This is a genomic window from Cytobacillus purgationiresistens (genome assembly GCF_030813235.1).
GTDB lineage: Bacteria > Bacillota > Bacilli > Bacillales > Cytobacillaceae > Cytobacillus > Cytobacillus purgationiresistens.
Map to the genome: position 1 here is coordinate 74,806 of NZ_JAUSUB010000006.1, position 23,329 is coordinate 98,134.

33 protein-coding genes and 1 pseudogene are annotated in these 23,329 nt (G+C 38.7%); all 34 read right to left on the reverse strand.

What is annotated here, in order from left to right; translation table 11 throughout:
• Nucleotides 1-39 precede the first annotated feature (39 nt).
• A complete protein-coding gene (locus J2S17_RS08775) occupies nucleotides 40-567 on the reverse strand; it encodes a hypothetical protein (protein WP_307473906.1) in 528 nt (175 codons plus the stop codon).
• A 57-nt stretch (nucleotides 568-624) separates the two neighbouring features.
• Entirely contained in the window at nucleotides 625-795 is a 171-nt protein-coding gene (locus tag J2S17_RS08780) for a hypothetical protein (protein WP_307473908.1), read from the reverse strand.
• A gap of 20 nt (nucleotides 796-815) precedes the next feature.
• On the reverse strand, nucleotides 816-1,217 hold the full coding sequence (locus tag J2S17_RS08785) for a phage tail assembly chaperone (RefSeq protein ID WP_307473910.1): 402 nt from the start codon (nucleotides 1,215-1,217) through the stop codon (nucleotides 816-818).
• 26 nt (nucleotides 1,218-1,243) lie between these two features.
• Nucleotides 1,244-1,711: a phage tail tube protein gene (locus tag J2S17_RS08790; protein ID WP_307473912.1), complete on the reverse strand. Its 468-nt coding sequence runs from the start codon at nucleotides 1,709-1,711 to the stop codon at nucleotides 1,244-1,246.
• A gap of 14 nt (nucleotides 1,712-1,725) precedes the next feature.
• Nucleotides 1,726-3,039: a phage tail sheath C-terminal domain-containing protein gene (locus J2S17_RS08795; RefSeq protein WP_307473914.1), complete on the reverse strand. Its 1,314-nt coding sequence runs from the start codon at nucleotides 3,037-3,039 to the stop codon at nucleotides 1,726-1,728.
• Complete coding sequence (locus tag J2S17_RS08800; protein ID WP_307473916.1) at nucleotides 3,039-3,221, reverse strand: hypothetical protein; 183 nt, start codon at nucleotides 3,219-3,221, stop codon at nucleotides 3,039-3,041. The genes J2S17_RS08795 and J2S17_RS08800 overlap by 1 nt, the downstream gene beginning before the upstream one ends.
• Entirely contained in the window at nucleotides 3,214-3,630 is a 417-nt protein-coding gene (locus tag J2S17_RS08805; protein ID WP_307473918.1) for a phage tail terminator family protein, read from the reverse strand. Before J2S17_RS08805 ends, J2S17_RS08800 begins: the two co-directional genes overlap by 8 nt.
• Nucleotides 3,620-4,018 (reverse strand): HK97 gp10 family phage protein, encoded by a 399-nt coding sequence (locus J2S17_RS08810; protein ID WP_307473920.1) that lies wholly within the window; start codon nucleotides 4,016-4,018, stop codon nucleotides 3,620-3,622. Before J2S17_RS08810 ends, J2S17_RS08805 begins: the two co-directional genes overlap by 11 nt.
• Nucleotides 4,018-4,401: a hypothetical protein gene (locus J2S17_RS08815; RefSeq protein WP_307473922.1), complete on the reverse strand. Its 384-nt coding sequence runs from the start codon at nucleotides 4,399-4,401 to the stop codon at nucleotides 4,018-4,020. The genes J2S17_RS08810 and J2S17_RS08815 overlap by 1 nt, the downstream gene beginning before the upstream one ends.
• A 2-nt stretch (nucleotides 4,402-4,403) precedes the next feature.
• On the reverse strand, nucleotides 4,404-4,751 hold the full coding sequence (locus J2S17_RS08820; protein ID WP_307473924.1) for a head-tail connector protein: 348 nt from the start codon (nucleotides 4,749-4,751) through the stop codon (nucleotides 4,404-4,406).
• Nucleotides 4,752-4,762: 11 nt separating this feature from the next.
• Nucleotides 4,763-5,041 (reverse strand): hypothetical protein, encoded by a 279-nt coding sequence (locus J2S17_RS08825; protein WP_307473926.1) that lies wholly within the window; start codon nucleotides 5,039-5,041, stop codon nucleotides 4,763-4,765.
• 13 nt (nucleotides 5,042-5,054) lie between these two features.
• A complete protein-coding gene (locus tag J2S17_RS08830) occupies nucleotides 5,055-6,071 on the reverse strand; it encodes a major capsid protein (RefSeq protein WP_307473927.1) in 1,017 nt (338 codons plus the stop codon).
• A 24-nt stretch (nucleotides 6,072-6,095) separates the two neighbouring features.
• Nucleotides 6,096-6,410: a hypothetical protein gene (locus J2S17_RS08835; protein WP_307473929.1), complete on the reverse strand. Its 315-nt coding sequence runs from the start codon at nucleotides 6,408-6,410 to the stop codon at nucleotides 6,096-6,098.
• Between the two features lie 15 nt (nucleotides 6,411-6,425).
• Nucleotides 6,426-7,031 carry a phage scaffolding protein gene (locus J2S17_RS08840; RefSeq protein ID WP_307473931.1) on the reverse strand — a complete coding sequence of 202 codons (606 nt, stop codon included), beginning with the start codon at nucleotides 7,029-7,031 and terminating at the stop codon, nucleotides 6,426-6,428.
• 135 nt (nucleotides 7,032-7,166) lie between these two features.
• Nucleotides 7,167-7,364 carry a hypothetical protein gene (locus tag J2S17_RS08845; RefSeq protein WP_307473933.1) on the reverse strand — a complete coding sequence of 66 codons (198 nt, stop codon included), beginning with the start codon at nucleotides 7,362-7,364 and terminating at the stop codon, nucleotides 7,167-7,169.
• Between the two features lie 12 nt (nucleotides 7,365-7,376).
• The gene (locus J2S17_RS08850; protein WP_307473935.1) at nucleotides 7,377-8,813 is read right to left on the reverse strand and encodes a minor capsid protein; all 1,437 of its coding nucleotides are present in this window, start codon (nucleotides 8,811-8,813) and stop codon (nucleotides 7,377-7,379) included.
• On the reverse strand, nucleotides 8,806-10,227 hold the full coding sequence (locus J2S17_RS08855) for a phage portal protein (protein WP_307473938.1): 1,422 nt from the start codon (nucleotides 10,225-10,227) through the stop codon (nucleotides 8,806-8,808). Before J2S17_RS08855 ends, J2S17_RS08850 begins: the two co-directional genes overlap by 8 nt.
• A gap of 9 nt (nucleotides 10,228-10,236) precedes the next feature.
• Nucleotides 10,237-11,511, reverse strand: a complete 1,275-nt coding sequence (locus tag J2S17_RS08860; RefSeq protein WP_307474224.1) for a PBSX family phage terminase large subunit — start codon at nucleotides 11,509-11,511, stop codon at nucleotides 10,237-10,239.
• Complete coding sequence (terS, locus tag J2S17_RS08865) at nucleotides 11,498-12,382, reverse strand: phage terminase small subunit (RefSeq protein WP_307473940.1); 885 nt, start codon at nucleotides 12,380-12,382, stop codon at nucleotides 11,498-11,500. Before terS ends, J2S17_RS08860 begins: the two co-directional genes overlap by 14 nt.
• 45 nt (nucleotides 12,383-12,427) lie before the next feature.
• Nucleotides 12,428-12,652 (reverse strand): hypothetical protein, encoded by a 225-nt coding sequence (locus J2S17_RS08870; protein WP_307473942.1) that lies wholly within the window; start codon nucleotides 12,650-12,652, stop codon nucleotides 12,428-12,430.
• Between the two features lie 137 nt (nucleotides 12,653-12,789).
• On the reverse strand, nucleotides 12,790-14,070 hold the full coding sequence (locus J2S17_RS08875) for a site-specific DNA-methyltransferase (RefSeq protein ID WP_307473944.1): 1,281 nt from the start codon (nucleotides 14,068-14,070) through the stop codon (nucleotides 12,790-12,792).
• 130 nt (nucleotides 14,071-14,200) lie between these two features.
• The gene (locus tag J2S17_RS08880; RefSeq protein ID WP_307473945.1) at nucleotides 14,201-14,728 is read right to left on the reverse strand and encodes a hypothetical protein; all 528 of its coding nucleotides are present in this window, start codon (nucleotides 14,726-14,728) and stop codon (nucleotides 14,201-14,203) included.
• A gap of 3 nt (nucleotides 14,729-14,731) precedes the next feature.
• Nucleotides 14,732-16,108, reverse strand: a complete 1,377-nt coding sequence (locus tag J2S17_RS08885) for a DEAD/DEAH box helicase family protein (RefSeq protein ID WP_307473947.1) — start codon at nucleotides 16,106-16,108, stop codon at nucleotides 14,732-14,734.
• Nucleotides 16,098-16,385: a VRR-NUC domain-containing protein gene (locus tag J2S17_RS08890; RefSeq protein WP_307473949.1), complete on the reverse strand. Its 288-nt coding sequence runs from the start codon at nucleotides 16,383-16,385 to the stop codon at nucleotides 16,098-16,100. Before J2S17_RS08890 ends, J2S17_RS08885 begins: the two co-directional genes overlap by 11 nt.
• Nucleotides 16,386-16,686: 301 nt before the next feature.
• Nucleotides 16,687-19,101 (reverse strand): virulence-associated E family protein, encoded by a 2,415-nt coding sequence (locus tag J2S17_RS08895; RefSeq protein WP_307473951.1) that lies wholly within the window; start codon nucleotides 19,099-19,101, stop codon nucleotides 16,687-16,689.
• A gap of 12 nt (nucleotides 19,102-19,113) precedes the next feature.
• Entirely contained in the window at nucleotides 19,114-20,040 is a 927-nt protein-coding gene (locus J2S17_RS08900; protein WP_307473953.1) for an AAA family ATPase, read from the reverse strand.
• A 15-nt stretch (nucleotides 20,041-20,055) separates the two neighbouring features.
• On the reverse strand, nucleotides 20,056-20,211 hold the full coding sequence (locus tag J2S17_RS08905; RefSeq protein WP_307473955.1) for a hypothetical protein: 156 nt from the start codon (nucleotides 20,209-20,211) through the stop codon (nucleotides 20,056-20,058).
• Between the two features lies 1 nt (nucleotide 20,212).
• Nucleotides 20,213-20,524, reverse strand: coding sequence for a hypothetical protein (locus J2S17_RS08910; protein ID WP_307473956.1), 312 nt, complete (start codon nucleotides 20,522-20,524; stop codon nucleotides 20,213-20,215).
• Between the two features lie 16 nt (nucleotides 20,525-20,540).
• Entirely contained in the window at nucleotides 20,541-20,816 is a 276-nt protein-coding gene (locus J2S17_RS08915; RefSeq protein WP_307473958.1) for a nucleoside triphosphate pyrophosphohydrolase family protein, read from the reverse strand.
• Nucleotides 20,817-20,973: 157 nt separating this feature from the next.
• A complete protein-coding gene (locus J2S17_RS08920; RefSeq protein ID WP_307473961.1) occupies nucleotides 20,974-21,600 on the reverse strand; it encodes an HNH endonuclease in 627 nt (208 codons plus the stop codon).
• 1 nt (nucleotide 21,601) lies between these two features.
• Nucleotides 21,602-21,832: a hypothetical protein gene (locus J2S17_RS08925; protein ID WP_307473963.1), complete on the reverse strand. Its 231-nt coding sequence runs from the start codon at nucleotides 21,830-21,832 to the stop codon at nucleotides 21,602-21,604.
• Nucleotides 21,833-22,657: 825 nt separating this feature from the next.
• Nucleotides 22,658-22,828: a hypothetical protein gene (locus J2S17_RS08930; protein WP_307473965.1), complete on the reverse strand. Its 171-nt coding sequence runs from the start codon at nucleotides 22,826-22,828 to the stop codon at nucleotides 22,658-22,660.
• Nucleotides 22,829-22,872: 44 nt separating this feature from the next.
• Nucleotides 22,873-23,022 (reverse strand): annotated as a pseudogene (locus J2S17_RS08935) (DUF8088 domain-containing protein); the annotation flags it as partial.
• A 71-nt stretch (nucleotides 23,023-23,093) separates the two neighbouring features.
• Nucleotides 23,094-23,285 carry a hypothetical protein gene (locus J2S17_RS08940; RefSeq protein ID WP_307473967.1) on the reverse strand — a complete coding sequence of 64 codons (192 nt, stop codon included), beginning with the start codon at nucleotides 23,283-23,285 and terminating at the stop codon, nucleotides 23,094-23,096.
• Nucleotides 23,286-23,329 lie beyond the last annotated feature (44 nt).

Here is a 23,329-nt window from a genome sequence, read left to right on the forward strand (position 1 = left end):
ATAAAAAGAACACCAATCCTGCCTGGTGTTCTTGCAATATCATAATATCGTTTCGGTATTCTCTTCTTTTTCTTCTTGCTTAATTTTAGCTTGAAGCTCTTCAACTTCTGGTACTGGTTTAACTCGTGCTAGCTTTTTAATCATGTGTTTATTAAATAACTTTGTTGTAACTGGATCGGAAACAGAGTCTGTCAAAAAAGTGATGTTGCAAATTTCTCCATCCGAAGAAAGATAGGAAACAATAAAATATTGCCTTTTCTTCACACTTTTCTTTGTTCCAACACCTGACAACCCACCTAGAATAATTCCTGCTGGCCCAAAAATCAAACCTCCTACAACACCGCGACCAATAGCACTTTTATTTTGCTCAATAAGTTCATGCTCGTTTGTTGATATGTTGGCAATAATGTTTTTCAGATGTATTTTATAAGACGCTGTTGTCACTGGTCTAAAGACCTTAAATTCTCTTTCCTCTACCTTAAAGAATTCACCGTCGATACTAGCCCTCAACTGAGCATACGGATTTTTCAAGTCTAAACCGTCCACAATTTTAAATAAAGCTTTCATCCAGATATCCCCCTTTTTTTTACTCCAATATACCACAGAAGGGGAAAATATTACTATTTACTTCTTTTTCCGGTTTATACTACTTGCTTCTTTCTTCTCCTCTTCCGTTCGAATTTGGATACTCGCAATAACAAAAGCTTTTTCTTTGCGATCCATTTCAAAAAATTCCCGTGGGCGAATACGTAAACGTTGGAGGGCGAAGTGAGCGAAGACTGCTTCCGCATCCACTTCATCTTCCCCTCCACTGATTAGTTTTTTGCTTCTTCTATGTCATCTTCAATAGAGGCAGACAATCCGCTTATCTCTGTCACTTTTTCAAGAATCTCTGCAGCTTCCCCAAACAAGAACAAGGATGAATATAATTCCTCTGCACCCCGGACTCCATAAGACTCTTGTAGCTCTGCGTCGTTCAAATCTGGGTAGACAATAGATGCAGCACAAACACCACGGTTATACTTCACTACATCAAATACTCGTTCTTGTTTACCTTTTTTACCCGGCTTATTTTTAAAACATCCATCGTTGATTGCATCAGCATCTCCAGAAGACAAAGGTTGAAGCAGAATAAGCTCATCGAATCTATCCAATTTCAGTGATACAGTTTCCGCCTTTTTTACATTGCCTTTCATAAATGCCTTAAATTTGCTCATATTGAATTCCCCCCGCTATTTTTCTATTAGTCATTTAATACTTTAAACTGATCTAGGAAATCGAAATCGTCAAATGTGAAATCTGTTTCATCCTTTAAAAGGTCTTCGCTGTCCCCGTCAAGTGAAGCAAGTAGCGCACCATCTGGAACAATATTTTTGATGAGTGTCGTCTGCTTACCCGCACGAGAAGTAATATCGGAATTCACAACTTGAACATCAAAAATAGGAGATTTACCAGTTTTTAAGTATTGCAAAGCCATTCGACGCATTTCAGGTCGGTGATAATGAATCTCCATCGAGCCCGCCCCTTCTGCACCGACAATCTTATTCCCTTTCATTCTCTTCCCTACTGATTTGACCTCTGCTTTCGTGTAATCGACACGAGCTTCAAACTTGATTAGCTCCGCATATTCATGCACTTTGCCATCAATTGTAATGAATACAGTTCCTTCTTTTGCTGATATCGCATCGCTATTTCGCATAATACGTCCCATCTATTCCACCTCCACTATTTACATTCTACCGTCATGTAAAGTTTTTCCATCGCGTCTACAAATTTAAGACCAAGGGTTGCTGTTACAGCATCTTTTTCCATCCCCTGATCTATAATGAATTCATCAGGATTATAAGCTTCTATAGCTCCCAGTTGAACAAGCGGATCCAATACGGTAGTCATAATTTGACCTTTGAAAAGGTTTCTTCCATCTTCATTATTGTTGACTTGACCAATGAAGTACCTTGAATAAATATGTTGCACATTGTTTCCGACAAAATCCATTGTACGGATAATCTTATTCTTTCTAAAATCTTGATTCTTTTTAGCAGTGATGCTACGGAATGTATTGATATCCTGTTCAATAACCACCGAATCCACACCATCCATACCTTGTTGGAAAGTGAACGCGATATGACCGTCTTTTAATGCTTTTACGATATCTTCGTGCGATAGGCGCTCACAGTCAATCGCTCCTGGATATTCGACATAAGTAAGTGAGCTAGTACCAGCAATTGCATAAGCTGCACCATACCAATACACTGCTTCTTTAGCTTCGATAATCTCATTTCTATCTAGGACAACATAATTTTTAACTGAAACAATACCCTCGTGATCTGCTGTGTTGTAGTTATTGGTAACGAGAGTGATATTTTTCCCTTCATCCTCACGCCACTTTTTGACCTTTGTTGCAAATAAAGCTTTCACAGACTCATCTTCCGTGCCGATAGCCACGACTTTAAAGTTTTGGGAATCTAGCCCGACTGCAAAGGCGGCATATGATTCATTTGTCGCCTTCTCAGTCTTACCACCTGAAAGGGTCAATGTTTCATCTGCTTCAGGTAATTCTCCGCTAAATGTAACGTAAGCATTAGTTGTTAAATCAACACTCGAAGAAACCTCCTGTAAATCGACCTGAACCCCATCATAGTGAGTTTTCACTGTCGCTTCCCCTTCTAAGCCAAGAGAAATTGTGACTGTAATTTTGTTTCCATCGCTACCGCTATGGACAGCAGTAGCGGAAAAAGTGTCGCTTGTTGCTTTTGCTTTTTCACCTTTACCACTTAAGTTATAAACAATAACTTCTCCTGTTGCTTTAAATGCCTCTCGGATCGGAAGCAATTCATTTAAGCTTCTTCCGAACAATTGATTTAAGTTCGAGCCTGGAGAAACTTTTGTAAAAACTCCTGTTGCGCCCCAATCAAGGGCAAGTGGAATGGCAACAGCCCCTCTAGCATCTACCCCTGTAGCTACAAGATCATTTGTTTCAAAATTGATATACGCACCTGGACGTACTTTGTTCTGACTTTCCCAATGTCCTCCTGCCATTATCCTTTAACCTCCTTCTGTTTCCAATCTTTTACGATTTTTGTAACGTCGACTTTTGAATAAGATTTACCATCTTCCAACAGTACTTGTAATAGCAACCGTTCATTCGTGTTTTTCTCAGCCTTTAAAAACGCTTCTTTACCATATTTCTGCTGGCTCTTTGCTTCTTTTTCTTTACTCACTGGTTACACCTCCATATTGCAGCGCCTGCATTTTTGTTCCGTCAAGTATCTCTTTTACTTGTTTTTTAACAGTGAAGGAGATGATTAAAATGCCATCAGACTTAGTAGCTTTTAATCTATTAACGTGGAAGACATTCCCTATATATCGAAAGTTTTCTTTAAATGTTTGACTTACTCTATCATTTTCAGAATAAGCGTTATAGCCATCATGTGGAAAATACGTTACATTGACCAAAAATTCCCATTCTGACATATAACCAAGCTTTCGTTCTTGCTGATCTTCAATAAGGAGTACTAAAAAAGAAGGTGTCTCTAAACCTTGTCTAACAGGTTCGTCATACACCTTCATTTCATTACCATACACTTCTTTTATTTGTCGAATGATGAGTGATTTTAGCTCAGTTTCCAAAGATACGTCTCATCTCCTTTTCGACTTCTATTTTCCACATGTTTGGCGCGATACGTTCCATTTCATTTCCTGTTAGTTCCAACATAAAGCGCCCCTCAACCCAACCAACTGTTCTGCCGCCCACGACTATTCTGTGTCCTTTTTCAACAAAGGAAGCATACTCAGTTTGGTTATAGATTACTATGATATACGTATCGCCCCTCTTAATTACATCATACTGCCAAGCAGGGCGTAGTATATTATTATCAACCGGAGTCATCTTCTTTACTTTTCGAATGGCCAATAGCGCAACACGTTTCGCCACTTTTAAATGGATACGGTGAAATGCCTTATTTAACTCAATTAAGTTTGCTTTTATACTTACAACCTCACTGAATTCAAAGCCCATTAGGCATACCCTTTTCGTAACAGCAGCACTTCTTGATGTGTCACATAACCGAAAGGTTCTTTTGCAGATTCATAGTTTTTCGAATTAACAATCTTCCCCTTTTCTAGTGAATACACAGTGATCTCGTCCCCTGCTTTAACCTTAAAGTCACTCGAAAGAAAAAGCTTAACATCATATTGGACGACGTTTGCTTCGCCCTGTTTCGCATTATTCAAGCTTGGGTTGGATAACCGGCAAGGTACATTTTCATAAACTGGTACCCAATCCATACCGTCCGCACCGTTTGGTTTAACAATCGACATATACCGCTTGATGATGGCTTTTTTGTCATACATAAATTCTACTGCTGAGGTAGCTTTGGCCATGATACTGGTTATGTCCACGGTTACCACCTCAGCTTTCGAAATCTATTTAGCTGTTTAGCATAATCAAAAAGGAGGGATTGAGTTGCACGTTCTTTAGATTCCAATCGTGCGGCACCAAAGGACACCTGCACGTCACCTTCTTTAATAGATGATATAGTTGTTTGCCCATCAGAATCATTACTTCGTTTAATTCCGTTAATGAAATCAATAACCATGTTTGCATGTACAAACCGTAATTCAGGAGGGATATCCCCCCTGTTGCAGTATGTCTGGATAGATTGGCCTACTTCCTCAATATGCATGCTTAAAATCTCATCCTCTGGCTTTGGATCAGGAAGCTTTGCTTTTACGATATCAATTACTTTCATAATAGCCCACCTTATTCTTGTGGAGGATTTTCAGCATTTTCTTCCAATTTTATAACAGCTAGAATTTCTTCTTTTTTCTTGGCTTCTCCGAGATTTATGTTATTTTCGGCTGAGTACTCCTTTAATTCCGTAACAGTCATACTATCAAGGGTTTTTGGTTCTTTTTCTACCTTGGATATTACCTTAACAATATTTTCATCCACATGGGGCTCTTCCATTTCAAATATTTCTCCCGTCCGATACGTCTTACCATTGTATCGAACGGGAACATCAATAACTTCTACTATCATCGGCTTTCCTCCTTTATGCTATCGGCTGAGCTTGGAATACATTTTCCGATTCTGGAAAAGAAGGAATAGCAGTAGCTGCTGCCTTTGTCCATGTTGAAATTGGGTCTTTTCCTTCTTCATACACCATCGTTATTACCTTATCGACATTCGAAACATCGGCACCTTCAAGAATCATTCGTGATTCTTCAGGAGTAGGACAATATAGCGTTTCTCCGAGTGATCCATCTCCAAACATTACAAACTTATTTTCGCCTAAATAACGATACTTTGTGTAAGTACCATTTTCATTTTGCTTACGATATTTAGCATCATACACAGCAATTTGAGGTAGATCGTGTTGCAATAGAAATGCGTTTAAGTCAGACCGAGTTGGGATACGACCAGAATCTTTACCATAAAGGTATCCGATGATTTTCGAATTACGTAACATTTGCGTTAATATCTTGTTTGATGTTAATGCACGTGTAGGCTTTTCATCTAGCGTACCTGCCCAACGTTCTAAATCACCAATAATATCAGCGGTATCTTCTGTCCATCTTCCAGTTCCACTTAACGCTTCCTGGTGTTCAGACGGTACATGATAGTTAATTGTCATGTTCAATCCGTTTTCATTCAACGTTACTTTTCCAGTAGAAAGAGCCTCCATACGCATAAGCTCAATTCGAGCCTTAACACCAGCAACAAGCATATCAATGTCATTGAAAACCTGTCCCATCAAATACTTTTTCTCACCTTCAGTACGTGGAAACTTTAAGGCAATTAAATCCTTTTCAGTAATTTGGAGTTTACGTTTTACATATGCAGCTTCGAGAGCTTGTTCAGCTGCTTCGCGTGAACCGATTTCTGCCTCTGTATCAAATGCGTGTACAGAAGCAATTGTCGCAAGTTTGCTACCAGCTTTAAAATAGCTAAAATCAAGAGTGTCGTGCTTTACTTCAGGGAACAATGTCTCCCCTAAAAGCGGATTATATTGTCGTTCCTTCACATAATTTAATACTGTTTCTGATTTAAATAGTTCTAATACATCCATGAATAAATGCCTCCTTTATCCGAATTATCGGAATGTAATTTTTGATAATGCAGTTTTCGCCTCAGCATCAGGTGTGACAGGTAAACGTTCCTCTAAAACATACGCTTCTACGATTAAAGCTCCCGGTTGTGGACCATTTGATACATCAACGTCTGTATACAAAATACCTTCTGCTGTCTCATCATTAGCAGGTAGAATCGTGCCTACTTTTACAATTTTCTTTCCGTTTTCATTAGGTGTTACACCCTCACCACTCACTTGATACGTAAAAGACTGCACCTTTGATGCCGCTAGAAAGTTAACTCGTTCTGCATTTGATACCTTTTTTACATATGGCATATTATTTTCCTCCCTTTAACCCCATGGGTTGTTTTCTGTACTTGCATTTGTGCCTTTTTCGTTTGCCATTTTTGCGAAATCGACACCAAGACTAGTTGGTGCCCCTTTTCCTCCTGGGTCACCTTCAGCTGGCTTTGCTCCTTTAATCTCAGGTGCTGGATTTTCTTCTGGAACAAATAAAAAAGACTTCGATTCTTGCAGTGTTTTAATCTGCTCATCAAGTCCTTCGGTAACGTTTCCGCTCTCATCTAATTTGATTTTAGCCTTGTCAATACGGTCAATTACCATATCTGTATCATGGACCTTTCCATTCAGTGCAAGTTTTAGCGCACTGGATAGTTGAGCATCCTTAATTTTTGCTTCATAATCTTTTTTATCTGTGTCGTATTTGGTTTGAAGATTAGTAAGCTGCGTTTGCAAATCTTCGCTGCCTTCTGCTTGCTTCTTCAATGCCTTTAGGTCTTTATCACGTTTAGCCAGTTGCCCAGTCAGATCATCAACGTTTGATTGAAGACCTGCTGCCTTCGTTTTATGGGATTCAACTGTCTTCCCGTGTTCAGCCATGATTTTATCAATAGCCTCTTTTTCAAGACCCATGCCTTCCATAAATTCACGTTTCATGAATATTCCTCCCTGGTTACGATTATTTTTACGTGGTTACGTCCACGACCAACTTTGAATCTTTTACGTCTGCAAATGCTAAAAAGACGAGACATAATAAAAAGCACCCTCTACCTACCACGGTTGAAAGTGCCTTTACTCAATAATTTCAATGGTATTAATTTCAAGTTCAGAAATAGTTATTTCTTCTTGACCATCTGGAATGAACGACAATTCGTCATAATCAAAATCTGTATCCTCTTGGTCAATATAATCTCGGACGAACCCTTTCAGGATTTCCCCATCTTTGAATGTAACTTTTACTCTTTTCTGAGTGAACTCCCAAAGTTTCATTTTCTCACTTCCTTATTTTAAAGTTGGTATGATATGAGTGCCGGACTTCCCATAGTGTATAAAGAAGGCGTTCGTAGGTGTTTCTTTTCCTGTCCCTTGGTCAACATGAACTCCTATGGTTTCCTGGGATATTATTAATTCTTTATTATTCCATTTTCCGCTTTTTGTAAGCTTTATCTCGCCAGTTCCAGCATATTTTTCAACCAGTTCATCTGCCTCTTCATATGAAACGATTAAATGACTCGGTTTCTGTTTTCCTTTAGCTGCATTTCGCTCCACATAATCAAGATACCTTTTATGTGCTGGATTATGTTTGTCAAAATGATTTCGACTATGTTGCAGCTTGTATTCGCCGCCCTTAATGTCAGATTGAATTTGTGATATTAAGGATTGCCGTTTCTCATTTTCTATACGTTCAGCTTCTTGCTTTGGTTTCAATACACTTTCATTATACCACTCTTCATAAGACATTGAATCAATAAGCCCATCGGACGATTGCCGTTTCTCTCCTACCATATAAACTGATTCATCAAAATAAGGAATCGTGGTAGTTCGGCAACGCACATGAAACGGAGGAGCGGTTTCACCGGGTTTATAATCTTTCGTCTTATAGATTTTTCCGTCTTGCTCTCTACAAATATTTGAGGTTCTACTATCTAGCGTTGATAAAATCTCATATCTTTCAATCCCAGCATCAACATAACTATTCTGAGCTGCTAGGCCGTGAAAGAAATTAGATTCTGTTCGGACAAGCGCTTCAGCACGCGAACGGGAAACATTCGTAATATCCATAATAGACTTGGTAGTTCGCTGCAATGATCGACCTGAAGCAAAGCTTCTTTCTAACTCTTTCTGGATTGACTGTCTTGTAGCTGCCTGGTGCCCCCAAATACGCTTTGAAAATTCCTTTCCACTCCAATTGTAGGAAAGAATCTCTTTCATCGAGCTGTCCGATGTGGCAGCTACTACCCCTATAATAGTTCCCGTCTTATGCAAATCATGCATTGTACGGTAATACGAGTTGTTGTACACATCTGTTAGTCCAGTATACGTATATTCTTGTAACCCGTTTGCACCACCGTAAAGTTCAACCATTCTCATTTCTATTTGCATATTTAGTGCTTCAAGACGTGAGATGCGGGCCCGATAACTTGTAGCATTCAAGATCCGGTCATATTCCGGATTTCCTGCAAGAGACATTTCACGGAACCGTTTCAAATCGATATTCTTAAAGTCTTTCAGCTCTTTCGCTGTCAGGTACTTCCTGGCTTCTGATAAAGAAACTTTATTATCCTTTGCATATCGCGCATAGAATGTATCAATTTGCTTTAGTATGTCCTCCTGAGCTTCTCGTAAGCTTTCGTCCATTCGGGCTAAATACTTACTTGCAATGAGCTGGGATTCCATTTCGCGTTGTACTGAACGACTTTCCCAATACTTCTTACTCATCAACCGTCACATCATCTTTACCGAATGTATCCTGATAGCCCTCAATTTCTTCTTTTTTCTGTTCTTCTAGTCGGGCTTCAACTTCCTCTGTGTACCAAGGATGATTTTCTCGTATAGTCTTATCATCCAAAATACCGACAGATTTTCCACAACTGTCAATAGCTTCTGTTTCTGAAATAATAATATCTCGGTTAAAGATGATATTTATTTTCTCTTTGGTGAAATCACCCTTGCCCGTCATAAACAGGTAATGATTTATGAACCAAATCATATGCTCGATGGATGATTGGAATTCAGCTTCAAGAATGTTGCAATCCATATCCAAATCTGAATAACGGAATCGAAGCGCAACGCCTGAAGCGTCTCTTAAACTTTCTTCCCTAGTATCTACACCCCGACCAAACTCATAGATTGAGTTCCGGTTACGGTCAATTTCCTTTTCGACAGCATCTGTCTGGATCTCTGCCTGAAGCTTGTCCACGTCTCCGTTTTCGTCCAGCTTAACAGCCATGTATTTATTCAAATCAGACAAAAACTCAGATAAATCTTCCCCGCCAAAATTAATTAATTTATAAATAAATTTCGGAATATCGGCTAACAAGTCAGCATTGGTGGATGCCTGCAAATTAAAGTTATCTATTAATGATTTAATACTGTCGATTAAAGGCTGCTCTTCTTCATTGTATTTAAAGTGGATAAGTGGAATATTTTCCCACACATACGGTTTGTCATTAATGGTGAAATGGAAATTCTGCTCGATACCTGCAGGAACATCCGGAATCAGTCTATTGTTTTCTTTAACGAAAAACTTGATACCACCTGAATGGTAGTACTCCACCTTTTTCTGCTTTTTCTTTTCACCATCCATGTAAATGCTAATCTCGTACACCCGTATGAAAGAGATTAATTTCATATGTTCATTATCTCCCCAGAACGGAATAATCTGTTCAGAGGGAAACTTCATGAAGGACAAATCCCCTTTTTCATTGATGTATGGGTACAAATAAGCAATTCCTTTGTTGATGGCTTCTTTTCCCACGTTTTTAATCTTTTTCAAAAGACCGCGATCAAATGTCTCCTGCATAATTTTACTGTATACCTTATTCTCAGTCCCAAATGTAGGCTCTTTTGATAACAAATACCCAATCTTTTGGTCTACTAATTTCTTAGCAAATCCATGCGCCAGCTTCTGATTCGATTTCCATTTAATCTTTTGTTCTTTTTTCAATATGTCGGTCTTGTTCAAGTAATAGAGCTCGCCAGTGATCATATTATTCCTAGTCTCACTGTTTTCCCACTCTTGAATTTCCTTGGCCAACATATCATTATCTGTAATAACACTACTCACCATGCCTTCTATGACTTTCACCATCCTTTCATGCCAGGGAGCCCGGTATAGGTCTTCGATTAGCATTTATTCACCTCATTTCAAAACAGATATGGATGGCTTTTTGTACAAGATTGTATTTACAAAATATCTGTCACTATCCATATGGTGATCATTCTGTTTTACTGGTTTATCCTCTCCGCGATCAGATGCTTTTGCATCCCAAATATAGGATGAAAATTCCCTTTTTGTTTGTTTGCAGCAATCATTGAATTTGATTAATTCAGTTACTAAAGCTGTTGCAACATTACGAATACCATTAATCACGTCGTTATCAGCATCTTGGATTTTCCATCCATCCTGTTTCAATTGAGCCTTAAATGATGCAGCGGATGGATCTACTATGACCGATGTTATTTTTAAATCGCCCACAAACTCTTTCAAATCTTTGCTGTACTCAGCATCAGTTTTTTGTTTGCTCTGTTCTCGGCCGCTATGGTGATACTCCTTCACTTTGTACCAAACACCATTAAATAGCCCCCACAAACCAAATGCTGTTGGATTCTGCGTTCCGTAGTCGATAGATACATAGTATTTTGTATACGGTCTCAGTTCTGTCTTAACGTAGTGCTTTTTCTCGTTAAACATGTCGTAAATAATACCTTCAGCAAGCACCCAAAGTCCTAATATATAACGTTGGTAAAAGATACCGCTATACATGCGTTTGAATCGCTCTTTTATACGTTCGGAAAGTGAAAGATTATCCTCCATCGTAAAATGGAGATGCAGCATGTTCTTTTCTTCTAATTGATCTAAGTATTCAGTCTTGAACCAATGATAAGGACCTCCCGGATTACAGTTAAACCATAACTTTGAGCCTTCAACGGAACAACGGGCAGTTGCTTGATTTACAAATGATTGCGGCATAAGCGCCACTTCATCAAAGAACATTCCAGCTAGTGTGATTCCTTGAATTAGGTCCTGTGAACCTTCATCTTTACCACCGAATACATAGAAGTAGTTTGTAACTCCCATATATGTGATAGACAGCATGTTATCTGCTCTGTGGTCTTTCACTTTATAACCGCGAGACTTTAACATTCGTTTTAAAGGAGTAATCACATTTCTACGGTAAGATCCAATCGTTTTCCCTGCCATCCCAAGGTTTTCGTCCTGGAATGTGTCCATTGCCCACAAAACATATGACAAAGACATAACAACTGTTTTTCCTGCCCTTACAGATCCATCGCATATAATACCGTCTTTATCTTTATGCGGTGATGTATCAGTCCACCAATTTAAAACTTTAAGTTGTTTTATTGAAAATGGTTTGAATTTGAATAGTGCCGGCTTCTTTTTAATCATTGTCATCATTCCATATGTTAGTTGTTGACTTTATGGCATCTAAGAAACCGTCATCTTCGTATTCTGTACCTTCCTCGCCTTTTGCTTTTGCTATTTCAAACCGAGTTTTATCGACCTGAGTTTTTAATAATTGCTCTTTTAGAGGTTGCTCACTGTATGATTTCTCAATGTCATGTTTTTGCTTAATAGCCTTAACCAGTTGGTTAGTTATCCTAGTCAATGCCTCCTCGATGTTCATTATGTCATCTATTTTACGGTACTGCGTCTCCTCAATTTCCGTAACCACTAATGCAGAAGTCTTTACAGGAACCTTTACCTGAACACCATCTTTTTCAATAACGTGAATATCTTTCGAGTTTTTCAGTTCCTGCAGCACTCTTTTTTCAGGTTCGGATAATCCATTCTGTAGCTGTTTAATGCGTTTCATCATTCGACGTTGCCGGATAGACAATTCTCGAATCGTTATATCAATTTGATAAAGCGGATCTGTCTCAATAGAATCAAACAATTGCTTTTCATCTTCTTCAAGGTAGTCCCACATAAGAGTTTCATATTCACCTGTAGTTACAGCATTTCTGTTTCCTAATGGTGGTGAACCTCCGCGGTTACCTGTAGCGTTTTTATTACCAACCGGAGCACCACCGCCTTTATTACCTTTTGCATTTCTATTTCCTTTTGGAGCTCCTGAACGATTAGGAGCGCTCCCTTTTGATTTAGGAACGCTCTCTTTATCCCACTTATCTTGTGATTTCCACTTTCTGATGGTACTTGCAGAAACGCCTATTTTTTTTGCAATATCTACAAGTTTCATTTCTTTGCTGCTTTCTAGCCATAATTGTTTAGCTTCATCTCTTCTAGTGTCTCGTGGTCTAGCCAACCTACATCACCGCCCACCTCCGACTCTTTAAGTTTGAGTTCGTTTTTAAAAATCATCTTTCTGAAGCTCTAGGTCAATTTCAATTAGTTTTTTTAGATCATCCACTGATTTTATTTCAATTCTTCCTTCTTGGAAGTCCTTGACCCAGCGCGCTATACTTGCCTGAATAATCTTTCTGTACTTCTCTTTCGACTCCAAGACACCAGTAACAGTCATTGCTTCATGCTCTATTAGGAGTTCTTCATTAGAACGTTTGTTTGCGTTTTTCATTGCCTAACACCGACCTTTCAAATATAATGAAAGTGAGATAGTGGCTATTACTCAACTGTGGCCACAGCTTTCCACTATCTCTGCCGATGTTTCGGCGCTAATGTTGAGAGAGGGTGTTACTAGCACCCTCTCTTTTTTTAATTATTTAATAAAACAGGTTCTATTCCCGTACTTTCATAGAAACGCTTTTTAATCACATCACAAAAAACCGGATCCAGTTCCATGGTCCGACACTCTCTATCTGTTTGCTCGCATGTCATAAGAGTAGAACCACTCCCCCCAAATAAATCAATAACAATATCATTCTTCTTGCTGCTGTTTTTCAACGGAATAGCGATTAATTCTAATGGCTTTTGAGTAGGGTGAACATAATCATTTACATTACCTCGACCAACTTCCCATACAGTCGAGGGATCTGGTTGTTCACCAGGCAAACCAGATCTCCAAATGGTTGTTTGTTTTCTGTCTCCGTGCCAGGAAGGTGACTTTCCCTTTTTATAAGCATAAAAAACAGGTTCATGCTGCCACCTATACTGAGCCCAACCGAATGAAGGGTAATTCTTTACCCATATGCATTGAGATCGAACCAAAATATTATGTTTATTCATGGAGTTTTCAAATTCTCGTTGATAAGATGATCCGTGAAATATATAAATAGCTGCACTATCTTTCATCAGATAAGAATAGCTTTTAAATACCTTATCTAGAAAAACATCGAATTCCTCTGCAGACATATCGTCATTTAGTATCTTTTCTCTTCCTGATTCATTTAATACTTTTGAATCACTTGTTACAGCGACATTATATGGAGGATCCGTTATAACAAGATCAGCTTGGTCTTCACCCATTAATTTTGCAATATCTTTTGCATTTGTTGCATCTCCACAAACTAAAAGATGACGTCCTAATTTCCAGACGTCACCGTAATTTGTTTCCGGTTCACTTATATTTTCAATTGCTCCTTCAACGTCGAAGTTATCTTCTTCAACTGGTTCATCAATTTCTGTATCCAACGGAAGCCCCTCAATCAATTCTACAAACTCATCTTGAGAAAAACCAGATAATTCAATGTCTATTGGGCTATCGGATAAATCCTGCAGCAACACTGCTAGTTTCTCTTCATCCCACTCACCACTAATTTTATTTAGGGCGATATTTAAGGCTTTTTCCTTTGTGATATCCATATCAACAACGGAAACTTCAACTTCTGTTAATCCTTCATCCATCAATACTTTTAATCGCTGATGGCCTCCGACAAGATTACCTGTACGTTTATTCCATACAAGTGGCTCAACATAGCCAAATTCATGTATGGAATTTTTGAGTTTTTCATACTCTGTGTCACCTGGTTTAAGATCAAGTCGTGGATTATAATCTGCAGGTATCAACTTATTAATTTCAATGGTTTCGATTCTCATATATAACTCCTTCTATAAAAAAAGCACTACCGACCTAGATGCCAGTGAGTGCTTTTACATGTATCTATATTTATTTCACGTTATCATTATATCACCTTTAAAGTGCATATGAACTGCCCGGCTTATGCCTTCACCTAAACTTAACCCCATCAATGCCGAACATCAATACTGACAAGGTTTTGCATGCACTGTCAATGTCTTTATAAATCGTTCGATGATGCACGAAGTGCCTTGAGGCTATATCTTTTGCCAGAACTTTATCCTTTGAAATATATAAATCATACACTACTTTATAACGCCTTATATCTTCCGGATCTCCTGATTCTTGGCACATGGATTCGTAAACCCTTAATGCTTTGTCAATGTACTCGATCATTGCTAATGTACGTTTTTTACTCCTCATAATGGATTGAATTCTAAATTCATCCGTGTCGAGATCAGCAAGATCTAGTTTTTCCTTCAGATTTTTTATATCTGCTTCTACATCGTCACAGTGTTTTACAAATTTACGGTAATTCCGAAGAAGTAATTTTATGTTCCGTAACCGCCTATCGTGCTTATCCTGTTGCTGTTGTTCCGTATATTCCCGATAGGCTTTAATGGCATTCTGTGAAGCTACATCTGTGATTATTTTCAACTGTTTTTCTGTAAGCTGCATCTGTTAAGCCCCCTCTTTAACTTTTTCAATTCTTGCTTTCAGTGCAGACAATAGACTTTCTTGTGTTGATGCTTTACCTTTCAAAGCATCTTCTACATTTTCGTCCATTCCACTTTGGACCGTTAACCGGTGAATGAACACTTTCTCCTTCTGTCCTTGTCTTGCCAATCGTGCGTTTGCTTGTTGGTAGAGTTCCAGGTTCCAGTTAAGTCCGAACCAGATAATGTGATTCCCACCTTGCTGCAGATTCAATCCGTAGCCTGCAGATGCCGGATGTGCTAACAGAACATCAATCTGTTTATTGTTCCAATCCAATTCGTCCTGTGGAGTTTTTAATTCCCTGATCCTTAAATTCGATTTTTCTAATGCCTTCTGAATTCGGCTTTTATCATGTTGGAAATTATAGAATACTAATGCCGGTGATCCGTTTAAGGCTTCGATTAATTCCAGAAATGACTCTATTTTATTATTGTGTATCTCCGCAATATTTCTATCTTCGTCATAAACAGCTCCATTACATAACTGCAGTAACTTGTTTCCTAATACAGCTGCAGATGCTGCAGTAATCTCTGTTTCATCCACTTCAAGAAGCATTTCCTTTTCTAGCTTTTCGTAAGCCCTTCTTGCTTTATCATCTAAAACAACAGGTACAGAATTATAAGTAACAGCTGGAAGCTCGATATAATCCTCAGCCTTCATACTAACTACAATATCCCCGATTAAGCTATGAATCCTATTGTCAGCACCATCTTTTGGCGCATAAGAAAATACTCTATCTCGATTTCGTTGATCCGGTTCAAAATATCTCTCTCGGAACCCGCCGATTGTCTTACCTAATCGATATCCTCCGTCTAATAAATAAATCTGTGCCCAGATATCAAGAAGGCCATTTGGTGAAGGTGTACCAGTCAACTGCACTTGTCTTTTGATATGTGGCCGAATCCCTTTTAAGGATTTGAATCTTTTCGATTGGTGATTCTTAAAACTACTCGATTCGTCTATCACAACCATATCGAACGGCCATGAATTTCGGTAGTAATCTACCAGCCAAGGAATGTTTTCTCGATTGATAATATAAACGTCAGCCGGTGTATTTAAAGCCTTGATTCGTTTTGTTTGGGATCCTAACACGATAGAAAATCGCAACAGCTGCAGATGATCCCATTTCTTTGCTTCATTCGTCCAGGTACCTTGTGCCACCTTCTTAGGTGCAATGACAAGTACCTTATTCACCTCAAACCGGTTATATTTTAAATCGTTTATTGCCGTTAATGTAATGACCGTTTTCCCTAACCCCATATCCAACCACAATGCTAGAAAAGGATCCGATAAAATTCGATTGATGTTGTACATTTGGTAATTATGAGGTTTAAACTTCACGTTCTTTCACCATCTCTACAAAGTTATCAACCTGTTCCTTGCTATCCAGTACATCGGTTCTACATCCAAAACTTTGTAAATCTCGAATCTGTTTTAATTGTAATGGTCTTGGCTTCTTACCAGGCGCCTTTAATTCGATAAAATAAATCTTATTGTTCGGGAAAATCACTATTCTATCTGGCACACCATCGTTTCCCGGTGATTCAAATTTATAAGCTTTGCCACCTGCTGATTTAACCTTCTTTCGTAAATACTCCTCTATGTCTTTTTCTCGCATAATCCAAACCTCCGATAGGATGCTGTCAACTTTATCTTGTATATATGTGTATGTGTATTAAAATCAGGCTAATTAGGTATATTAGGTAATGTTATATTCTCTCTATACTACCTATTTTTATATTCTTATATATTTAAAGTAGACAAGGTAGACAATATATAATAAATGTAGATACCCCAAGGGTTTAACCTGTCTACTTTGGTGTCTACTTTCTCCATTTTCAAAGTAGACACGGTAGACACTTCCAATTTTTACAAGGTAGACAAAATCAGTGCAAAGTAGACAAGAAGGTAGACACTTTTTAAGCCTTCAAATATCCACCTCTTACTTTTCCATATGGACCGAACCTATATGGATTTTTCTGCTTTTTCCATCCATCCATTTGCTCCAAAACATCGTTAATTGCCATAGTATCTTGTCGTTTCATAAACCTTATATCCCCGCCTAAACACTCCACCCATACTTCTGCAGCACACACACGATCTCGGTCTTCTACTTGTGTTTCTGAGTTTCCAAACTCCCCAGACCAATAAATCTTCCTTGTACCTAAATCTTTCTTCTGCCACTCAATTGGTACCTTTCTCTCTACAAAATCTCTTATAATACTTTCACGTGGATCTTGTTCAGCATGGCTCTCCTGTTGACGCTTTGCCTCTTCTGCAAGCTCTCCAGTTAAAAACAGACTCTCGCCCAGCCGCCAATTCATCACTGCCTCTGCCCATAAGTGATTCACTTCTTCATCTAAATGGACAAATACACTTTTATTAGGTTGTTGCACTCCTACATCTATTGGCCAAAACCGTCTGCCACCTGTCGGATCTTTTAAATAGTCACTTCTATTACTGGTGCCAAAGAAAACACATTTCCTTTGATGCTTTTCTGTTTTACGTGCATAGGCAGCTCTATATTGGTCTTCTGTTCGGCTTAAGAATCCTTTAATGGTATTGACATCACTCTTGTTATAAGCGCTCATTTCCCCTATTTCTACAAGCCACACACCTTGTAAAAGTTCAGCTGCTTCTTTACCTTCGAAACTCTCAATGCTGTTTGTAAACCACGATCGGCCCATCTTTTGTATTAGAGTTGTCTTACCCCAACCCTGCGGACCAGTTAAAACAGGCATGGAATCGTATTTAACACCAGGAGTCATCGCTCTTGCCACTGCAGCAGTGAACGATTTACGTGTAACAGCTCTTGTATACGGCATGTCTGCTGCCCCCATATAATCAATAAATAAAGTATCTAACCGTTTCACACCATCCCACTGTAAAGTATTAAGATAATCTCTTACAGGGTTAAAAGCGTATTTCGCTGCACACTGGTTCAATGCATGCATAAGTTTATCTTTGGATTGAAAGCCCAATACCTTTTCAAGATAAATAATTAGGCCCGAGTCATCTTTTTCAGTCCAACGAAAATCACCAGTTTCATTGCTACGAGGAGCCCAAGGCATAGGTGCAACCCCTATAATTGAATCTGCGAATTCATCCAGCTTAATGCGGCCTTTTAAGTGTGAATCTCCTTCAAGAGTAATTAGGATATTTTCAATCGTTTTCTGAGGTTGTCCTGTTGTAGGACTAATCTTCAACTTTTGAATCCAACTCACATCATTATCAGCTGGCGGAGTGGCATCTGCAGGTGAATCACCAAAATCCTGTACAGCTTGCTCATACCGTTCTTGATTTAAGATGGCTGCCACTCCTGCATCATTCAGTGCAAAGCCGGCCATCTGTGTAAAGGAAGGTAGTTTATTTACCGGTGTTTCCGGCTTTGCCTCATCGTCTAACTCTCCGTACTTATGCAAGCGCACCAGGTCAAACGCATTAACTAATCGAGCACTACAGGGATCCGTTGCATGATGAGAATATAGGAAAAGCCCATCATCATAGATAACTGCTCCCCCTACGGTTGAGCCACCTAAGTACGTATAACGGCCATCATCTGTCGGCTCATACAAACTAGGTAAAAATGTCGCGATAGCTGAATGGATGTCATATTGACGACAAAACGCCCCAACGACTCCGCGCTTATCAAGAGGATTCCCCTGCTTGGCTGCCATCTTTTTATGTGTTTGACCAGCACCCGGCACCTCTGGCCACTCATTAATATTCCGCCAGTCACCGTACATAGAGAGCAAGCCATCAGTATCAAGAAAGGGTTTATCGCCGTAATAAAAAACGTATTGACTATCAGCCGAACAACTTGGCCAATACATAAGCCTTGACGCTTCAAAAGTTGTTGGATCAGCCAGAGACATACCAATAATTGATGCAAGTTTACGTGATAACGGCTCATACTCATCAGGCGAAGCTGTGCGACTAAGAGGTGCAATAACACGTAACCTCGGTTCCCCCTCATGATGCTTACGAGTTGAATAAACTACGTAAGAGCAACCTAACCCCTCTAGCTTCTTTAATACCTCTGCTGTGCCACCTGCAGGTATATTATCGAGATCAAGCGTAATGATATCCCGGTCAATCACGTTCGATGCCTTACGGCGGTTGCCAGCTAACGTGCCACCAACAAAGCCACCAACATCTTTTAGATCATCTTGCTGTTTCTTAGGCATTTTGAAATATTCTTCTAGTGTTTCTGTGCCACGCACTGCTGTGCGTAGCCTTTCAACTAGCTCAGACCAATAAAGCGTCTGCGCTGGCCAAAGAGTTGCCTTGCGACTACCAGCTGATGATATGGATATTTTTCTGTCATATTGCATGGCACAACCACCTTACGAGTTCTTTGTAATAAGTTCTTTCAGTTCTAAATCTAATAATCTCCCTTGTATCTGATTTAACGCTTTATACAGCATGTCCTTTTCCGATAAAACCTCTTGATGTGGCAACTTGATATCTAAATTTGTTAATACTGTTAAGTCATTTTTGGAAGGGGAAGGAATTTGAGAAACCCTAACGGAATGAAGTCTAATAGATTCCTCAATAATATTCCTAACAGTTCTGCCGTTTCCAAACCCCTTCTTGTCCTTATCTGTCCATAACCTGTTGGACAACACCCCAAGATACTGATTGTTTGGATAATAATCACGATCTATCAACATCGATTGAGCAATCTGAATCATGTCTGGAACTGAGTAATCAGGAAAGTGAACAGAAGACGAAAACCTTGATCGCAATCCAGGATTCGAGTCTAAAAAATGGTCCATTTCTTGAGAGTAACCAGCAGCAATAACAAGTACTTCGTCCCTCATATCCTCCAACATCTGTACCATTGCAGCTACTACCTTTTCACCACTGCCTTTTTCTGAGTCTTTTGAGGGCGTAAAGGCATATGCTTCATCTATAAAAACAACCCCGCCTCTTGCTTGTTTGAACTTTTCAACAATTGTTTTCTCAGCATCGCCAACATATTTACTAGTTACATCTGCATGATGAATTTCAACGAAAGGTATTTCATCACTACCTTTTGGGATTTTAAGAATCCCTGCAGCCGCAAAAGCTTTCCCCACTAACCTTGCTGCAGTGGTTTTTCCTGTACCAGGATTACCTGTAAAGACCATATGAAGTGACTGAGATTGATTTTTCAGTCCGTGATTTTTCCTTAATTTTGAGATTCTGTGAAGCTGGATAATTTGTTCCGCTTGCTTCTTTATTTCCTGCATACCCGTTAGGGAGCCTAATTCTTTTAAAGCTTTAATCACCATAACGACTCCTTCCTAAGCAACAAACAATAACGCTTCAATTTCTTCTTCAAGCTTGCCTAATGCATCTCCAAGCTTCCTCCGTTCAAAATCCGTATGAACCGCGGTAAACTGCAGTGATAAATTTCGATGATAGGATAATAAGAAGCTTAATCGCTCTTTTTCTGTCATTTCACTTACCTCCTAAGCCTAATATCATGACTCTTTTTCGAACTGCTTCGTATGTTCTTCCTAAGTTAGCAGCAATTGAACTAAGGCTGTATCTCTTGTTATATAAATCAACTAAGGTTTTATCTTCATCATTTGTCCAGTGTGCTTTCGTTCTTTTTTGATCTAGAGCTATTAACACTTTTTCAATTTCTTTCTTCGAATAACAAAGCTCGAAGGATGTAAACGAGTGGGAGCATTCCCCACACACCCGTTTACGTTTTTTACTGTTACTTAGTAATCCGACCTCATAATAACGGCTATCTGTAATTCTCAAGTTAGGACTGCTACATTCAGGACATTTCATTGTTTACTATTCGTTCCTCTTTAATTTGTTCAGCTATTTCAACTGCAACTGCAGCAGTTTGAATTAATTCATTATATAGGTCAGATGCGTCGGACTCTTTACTCCATTCCCTACCGTTCTGCATAGCTTGAGCAACTTCTCCGACTTCTTCAATAAGAATTTTAAGCCAATCACCATCGGAGCGCCTCTGCACTCCCCATTTTTGATTCTGCCGTACCCGTTCTTTAGCCACATCATCAATAACAACTTTGGTTAAATTCATTGATTCATCTGCCTCCTTTAATTGATTAATTTCCAGCCATCCCTTACCCGAGACAGCAATTCATATTTCTTTAAGGGCTCGTACAAATAAACAAGTTGTCCTTCTTCCCTACGAACTAACAACATCCAACGAGGCGACCGTTTACGCTTCCTCGCCATCAACAATCACTGCTTCCGTAGTTTGCTTCATGTGATTTCTTACGTTCCCCTATTTTCGAATAGATCTCCGCCATAATAATACCTGTCTTGGTGATATCGGGATCGTCAGAAATTAGATTATTTTGATTTAAACGAGCAAGCTGACTTCTTGTAATTAGCTGCAAGTTATCCAAAGAAATATTCTGCTTGTCTTGATCCAAGAAAATAAGACAATGACTATTAGGTACTGGGCCGTTCACTTCTTCCCAAACTACTGTGTGTTTAAGTCTCCAACGCTTATGCCAAGGTCCGTCATCTTGGACTTTTATCAAAACATAACCGTCACGATCAGTCCTCTCGCTTCCGATTGGTTTATAATTACGCGCTTTTTGACCTGGCTTAAAAGAAGTACGATTCCCTCCAACATTGTATAATCCCTTTTTACCTTTATTTGCAGGGATGCTGCCTTTTTTGAATGTTGTGGATATATTGCTTTTAAGACCATGATTCTTTTTATAATTTCGAATCTGCCGTGAGGTAATGACCAGACTAAATTTATCATTAATCATTTTTGCAATTTCATTTGTTGTTCTTCCTTCGGCAATGCTTATAAGGTACGCATGCTGCTTGTCCGTTAAAAGTCTCATGTTACCCCTCCAGCATTTTAGGCTTTTGAAGATCCTTTGACTTGTATTCCGTATGAAACTTTTGAGCCTGTAACACAAGTGAGCCGTTTGAAATGATTTGCTTTGCTACCCTTGTAACTGCTTTTGCACGTTCAATTTCTTCTGTTAATCTCTCACCAACTATCTCTTCATCACTTAATCTCTCTAACTGAGCAAATAAATGATTGTTAAGATCTCCTAATGTGCTTCTCACTATTAGAATCCTCCTTCACTTTTTCACTTAATAATTTGGCTAAGCAATCCGCGCAAAATGATCTATTCCAATGCACTGCGCTGTGATGTCCACACTCGAGGGCATTTCTTAATTACTTCTTTCATGTAAATACCTCCTAATTTACTGGCTTATCATTTTGTATAATTTCATTTTTAATCCATATAATAGAACTGTTGGGCAAGGAGTTTATTCTTTCACTCACTTGATTTCACTTCTTGCACCAACACCGTAAAAGTTTTAAAACAAAATAAATTAAGTTGTTACGTATAAAATCAAATTCCTAGGGTACAATAAATTTTATTGGGTAAGGATTGGGAATACTCTTCCGAATTGGGCTACGTTAAACTGCCTTGCCCAATACCTTCTGGACCCCCTTTATTAGAGCCTGAATAGGCTCTTTTTTAGTTGTTCATATGAAGATTTCATATTTATCCACATACGCTCATAATCCATGACTACTCCCTAATTAACATTTTGCCTATCCTGTATATCAAAACTCATGCATACTTTTGTTTTTTAGAAATATAATAAAATTGTTGGGAAAGATGATAATTCTCCTTGTGTTATCTAAAGTCTTGCTCCAACAACCCTAAACGTTTGAAGAGTGATTACTTTCGCCAAGAGTTTAGAGCCTGAATGGGCTCTTTTCTCATTTTCAAAAGAAACTAATGTACTTGTCCTATCAAACATACTAACCCGTACATACGATGTATGGATTATATTCCTTCACATATCACCTTCCTTGAAAGAAAAGCCACCGTATGGGCTTTTCTTTTTTTGAAATACATCTATCATTAAGTTCCCCTAATTAGCTTTGTTTGCTTTTTCTTCAATTCGACGGGCTTCGGCTGCAAGTTGAAACGCTTTTGTTCTGAAATTCCCCACCCTGCCATAATCCCCTTTAGCTTCAGCCAGCTTCGCCTTGGTTTCCCAAAACCCTGCTCTATTTAACAATTTTTCTACTTTACTGCTCAATGCAGTTCACCCCTTCGTGAGGAAACATTTTGCTTAATTTATTCATCATCATGAATTTCCTTAGTTAATTTCACAGTTCCAATTTCCTCGTAAGGTTCAATGGAATACCCTTGTTTCCCTAAATTATTCACTATATTCTGCATATCCTTCCAAGCCTTAGTACCTTGTCCAAATTTAATAATTACTGTATTCATCCTTATTTCCTCCCCTAATTAATGTTTTGCTTAAATGTTTATCTGCATAACTATCAATCTGCTGTGTAGCGTTAAAAATCTCTCATATGTGTAAAACCACGATTAGATAGTTCTTCGTATATAACATGAAGTAAATTTGTTTCATTGTTTAAATCTGCATGTTGAAACCAAATTTTCAACTCTTTATCTGAAAGACTTGATACCTTGTCCTCCATTCTTTTTACTCGTTCTCTTTGTCTTTTCTCTAAATATTTTTTAAGCATGTTATATTCCTCCTGATTTACATATCGCTTAGACAGTTTCTCAA

Bases quoted from the DNA above. Each gene is read 5' to 3' on its own strand.
- J2S17_RS08775 (WP_307473906.1), bottom strand. From the start codon at position 567: ATGAAAGCTTTATTTAAAATTGTGGACGGTTTAGACTTGAAAAATCCG.
- J2S17_RS08785 (WP_307473910.1), bottom strand. From the start codon at position 1,217: ATGAGCAAATTTAAGGCATTTATGAAAGGCAATGTAAAAAAGGCGGAA.
- J2S17_RS08790 (WP_307473912.1), bottom strand. From the start codon at position 1,711: ATGGGACGTATTATGCGAAATAGCGATGCGATATCAGCAAAAGAAGGA.
- J2S17_RS08795 (WP_307473914.1), bottom strand. From the start codon at position 3,039: ATGGCAGGAGGACATTGGGAAAGTCAGAACAAAGTACGTCCAGGTGCG.
- J2S17_RS08810 (WP_307473920.1), bottom strand. From the start codon at position 4,018: ATGGGCTTTGAATTCAGTGAGGTTGTAAGTATAAAAGCAAACTTAATT.
- J2S17_RS08820 (WP_307473924.1), bottom strand. From the start codon at position 4,751: ATGAAAGTAATTGATATCGTAAAAGCAAAGCTTCCTGATCCAAAGCCA.
- J2S17_RS08825 (WP_307473926.1), bottom strand. From the start codon at position 5,041: ATGATAGTAGAAGTTATTGATGTTCCCGTTCGATACAATGGTAAGACG.
- J2S17_RS08830 (WP_307473927.1), bottom strand. From the start codon at position 6,071: ATGGATGTATTAGAACTATTTAAATCAGAAACAGTATTAAATTATGTG.
- J2S17_RS08835 (WP_307473929.1), bottom strand. From the start codon at position 6,410: ATGCCATATGTAAAAAAGGTATCAAATGCAGAACGAGTTAACTTTCTA.
- J2S17_RS08840 (WP_307473931.1), bottom strand. From the start codon at position 7,031: ATGAAACGTGAATTTATGGAAGGCATGGGTCTTGAAAAAGAGGCTATT.
- J2S17_RS08845 (WP_307473933.1), bottom strand. From the start codon at position 7,364: ATGAAACTTTGGGAGTTCACTCAGAAAAGAGTAAAAGTTACATTCAAA.
- J2S17_RS08850 (WP_307473935.1), bottom strand. From the start codon at position 8,813: ATGAGTAAGAAGTATTGGGAAAGTCGTTCAGTACAACGCGAAATGGAA.
- J2S17_RS08855 (WP_307473938.1), bottom strand. From the start codon at position 10,227: ATGCTAATCGAAGACCTATACCGGGCTCCCTGGCATGAAAGGATGGTG.
- J2S17_RS08860 (WP_307474224.1), bottom strand. From the start codon at position 11,511: ATGACAATGATTAAAAAGAAGCCGGCACTATTCAAATTCAAACCATTT.
- J2S17_RS08870 (WP_307473942.1), bottom strand. From the start codon at position 12,652: ATGAAAAACGCAAACAAACGTTCTAATGAAGAACTCCTAATAGAGCAT.
- J2S17_RS08875 (WP_307473944.1), bottom strand. From the start codon at position 14,070: ATGAGAATCGAAACCATTGAAATTAATAAGTTGATACCTGCAGATTAT.
- J2S17_RS08880 (WP_307473945.1), bottom strand. From the start codon at position 14,728: ATGCAGCTTACAGAAAAACAGTTGAAAATAATCACAGATGTAGCTTCA.
- J2S17_RS08890 (WP_307473949.1), bottom strand. From the start codon at position 16,385: ATGCGAGAAAAAGACATAGAGGAGTATTTACGAAAGAAGGTTAAATCA.
- J2S17_RS08895 (WP_307473951.1), bottom strand. From the start codon at position 19,101: ATGCAATATGACAGAAAAATATCCATATCATCAGCTGGTAGTCGCAAG.
- J2S17_RS08905 (WP_307473955.1), bottom strand. From the start codon at position 20,211: ATGACAGAAAAAGAGCGATTAAGCTTCTTATTATCCTATCATCGAAAT.
- J2S17_RS08915 (WP_307473958.1), bottom strand. From the start codon at position 20,816: ATGAATTTAACCAAAGTTGTTATTGATGATGTGGCTAAAGAACGGGTA.
- J2S17_RS08920 (WP_307473961.1), bottom strand. From the start codon at position 21,600: ATGAGACTTTTAACGGACAAGCAGCATGCGTACCTTATAAGCATTGCC.
- J2S17_RS08940 (WP_307473967.1), bottom strand. From the start codon at position 23,285: ATGCTTAAAAAATATTTAGAGAAAAGACAAAGAGAACGAGTAAAAAGA.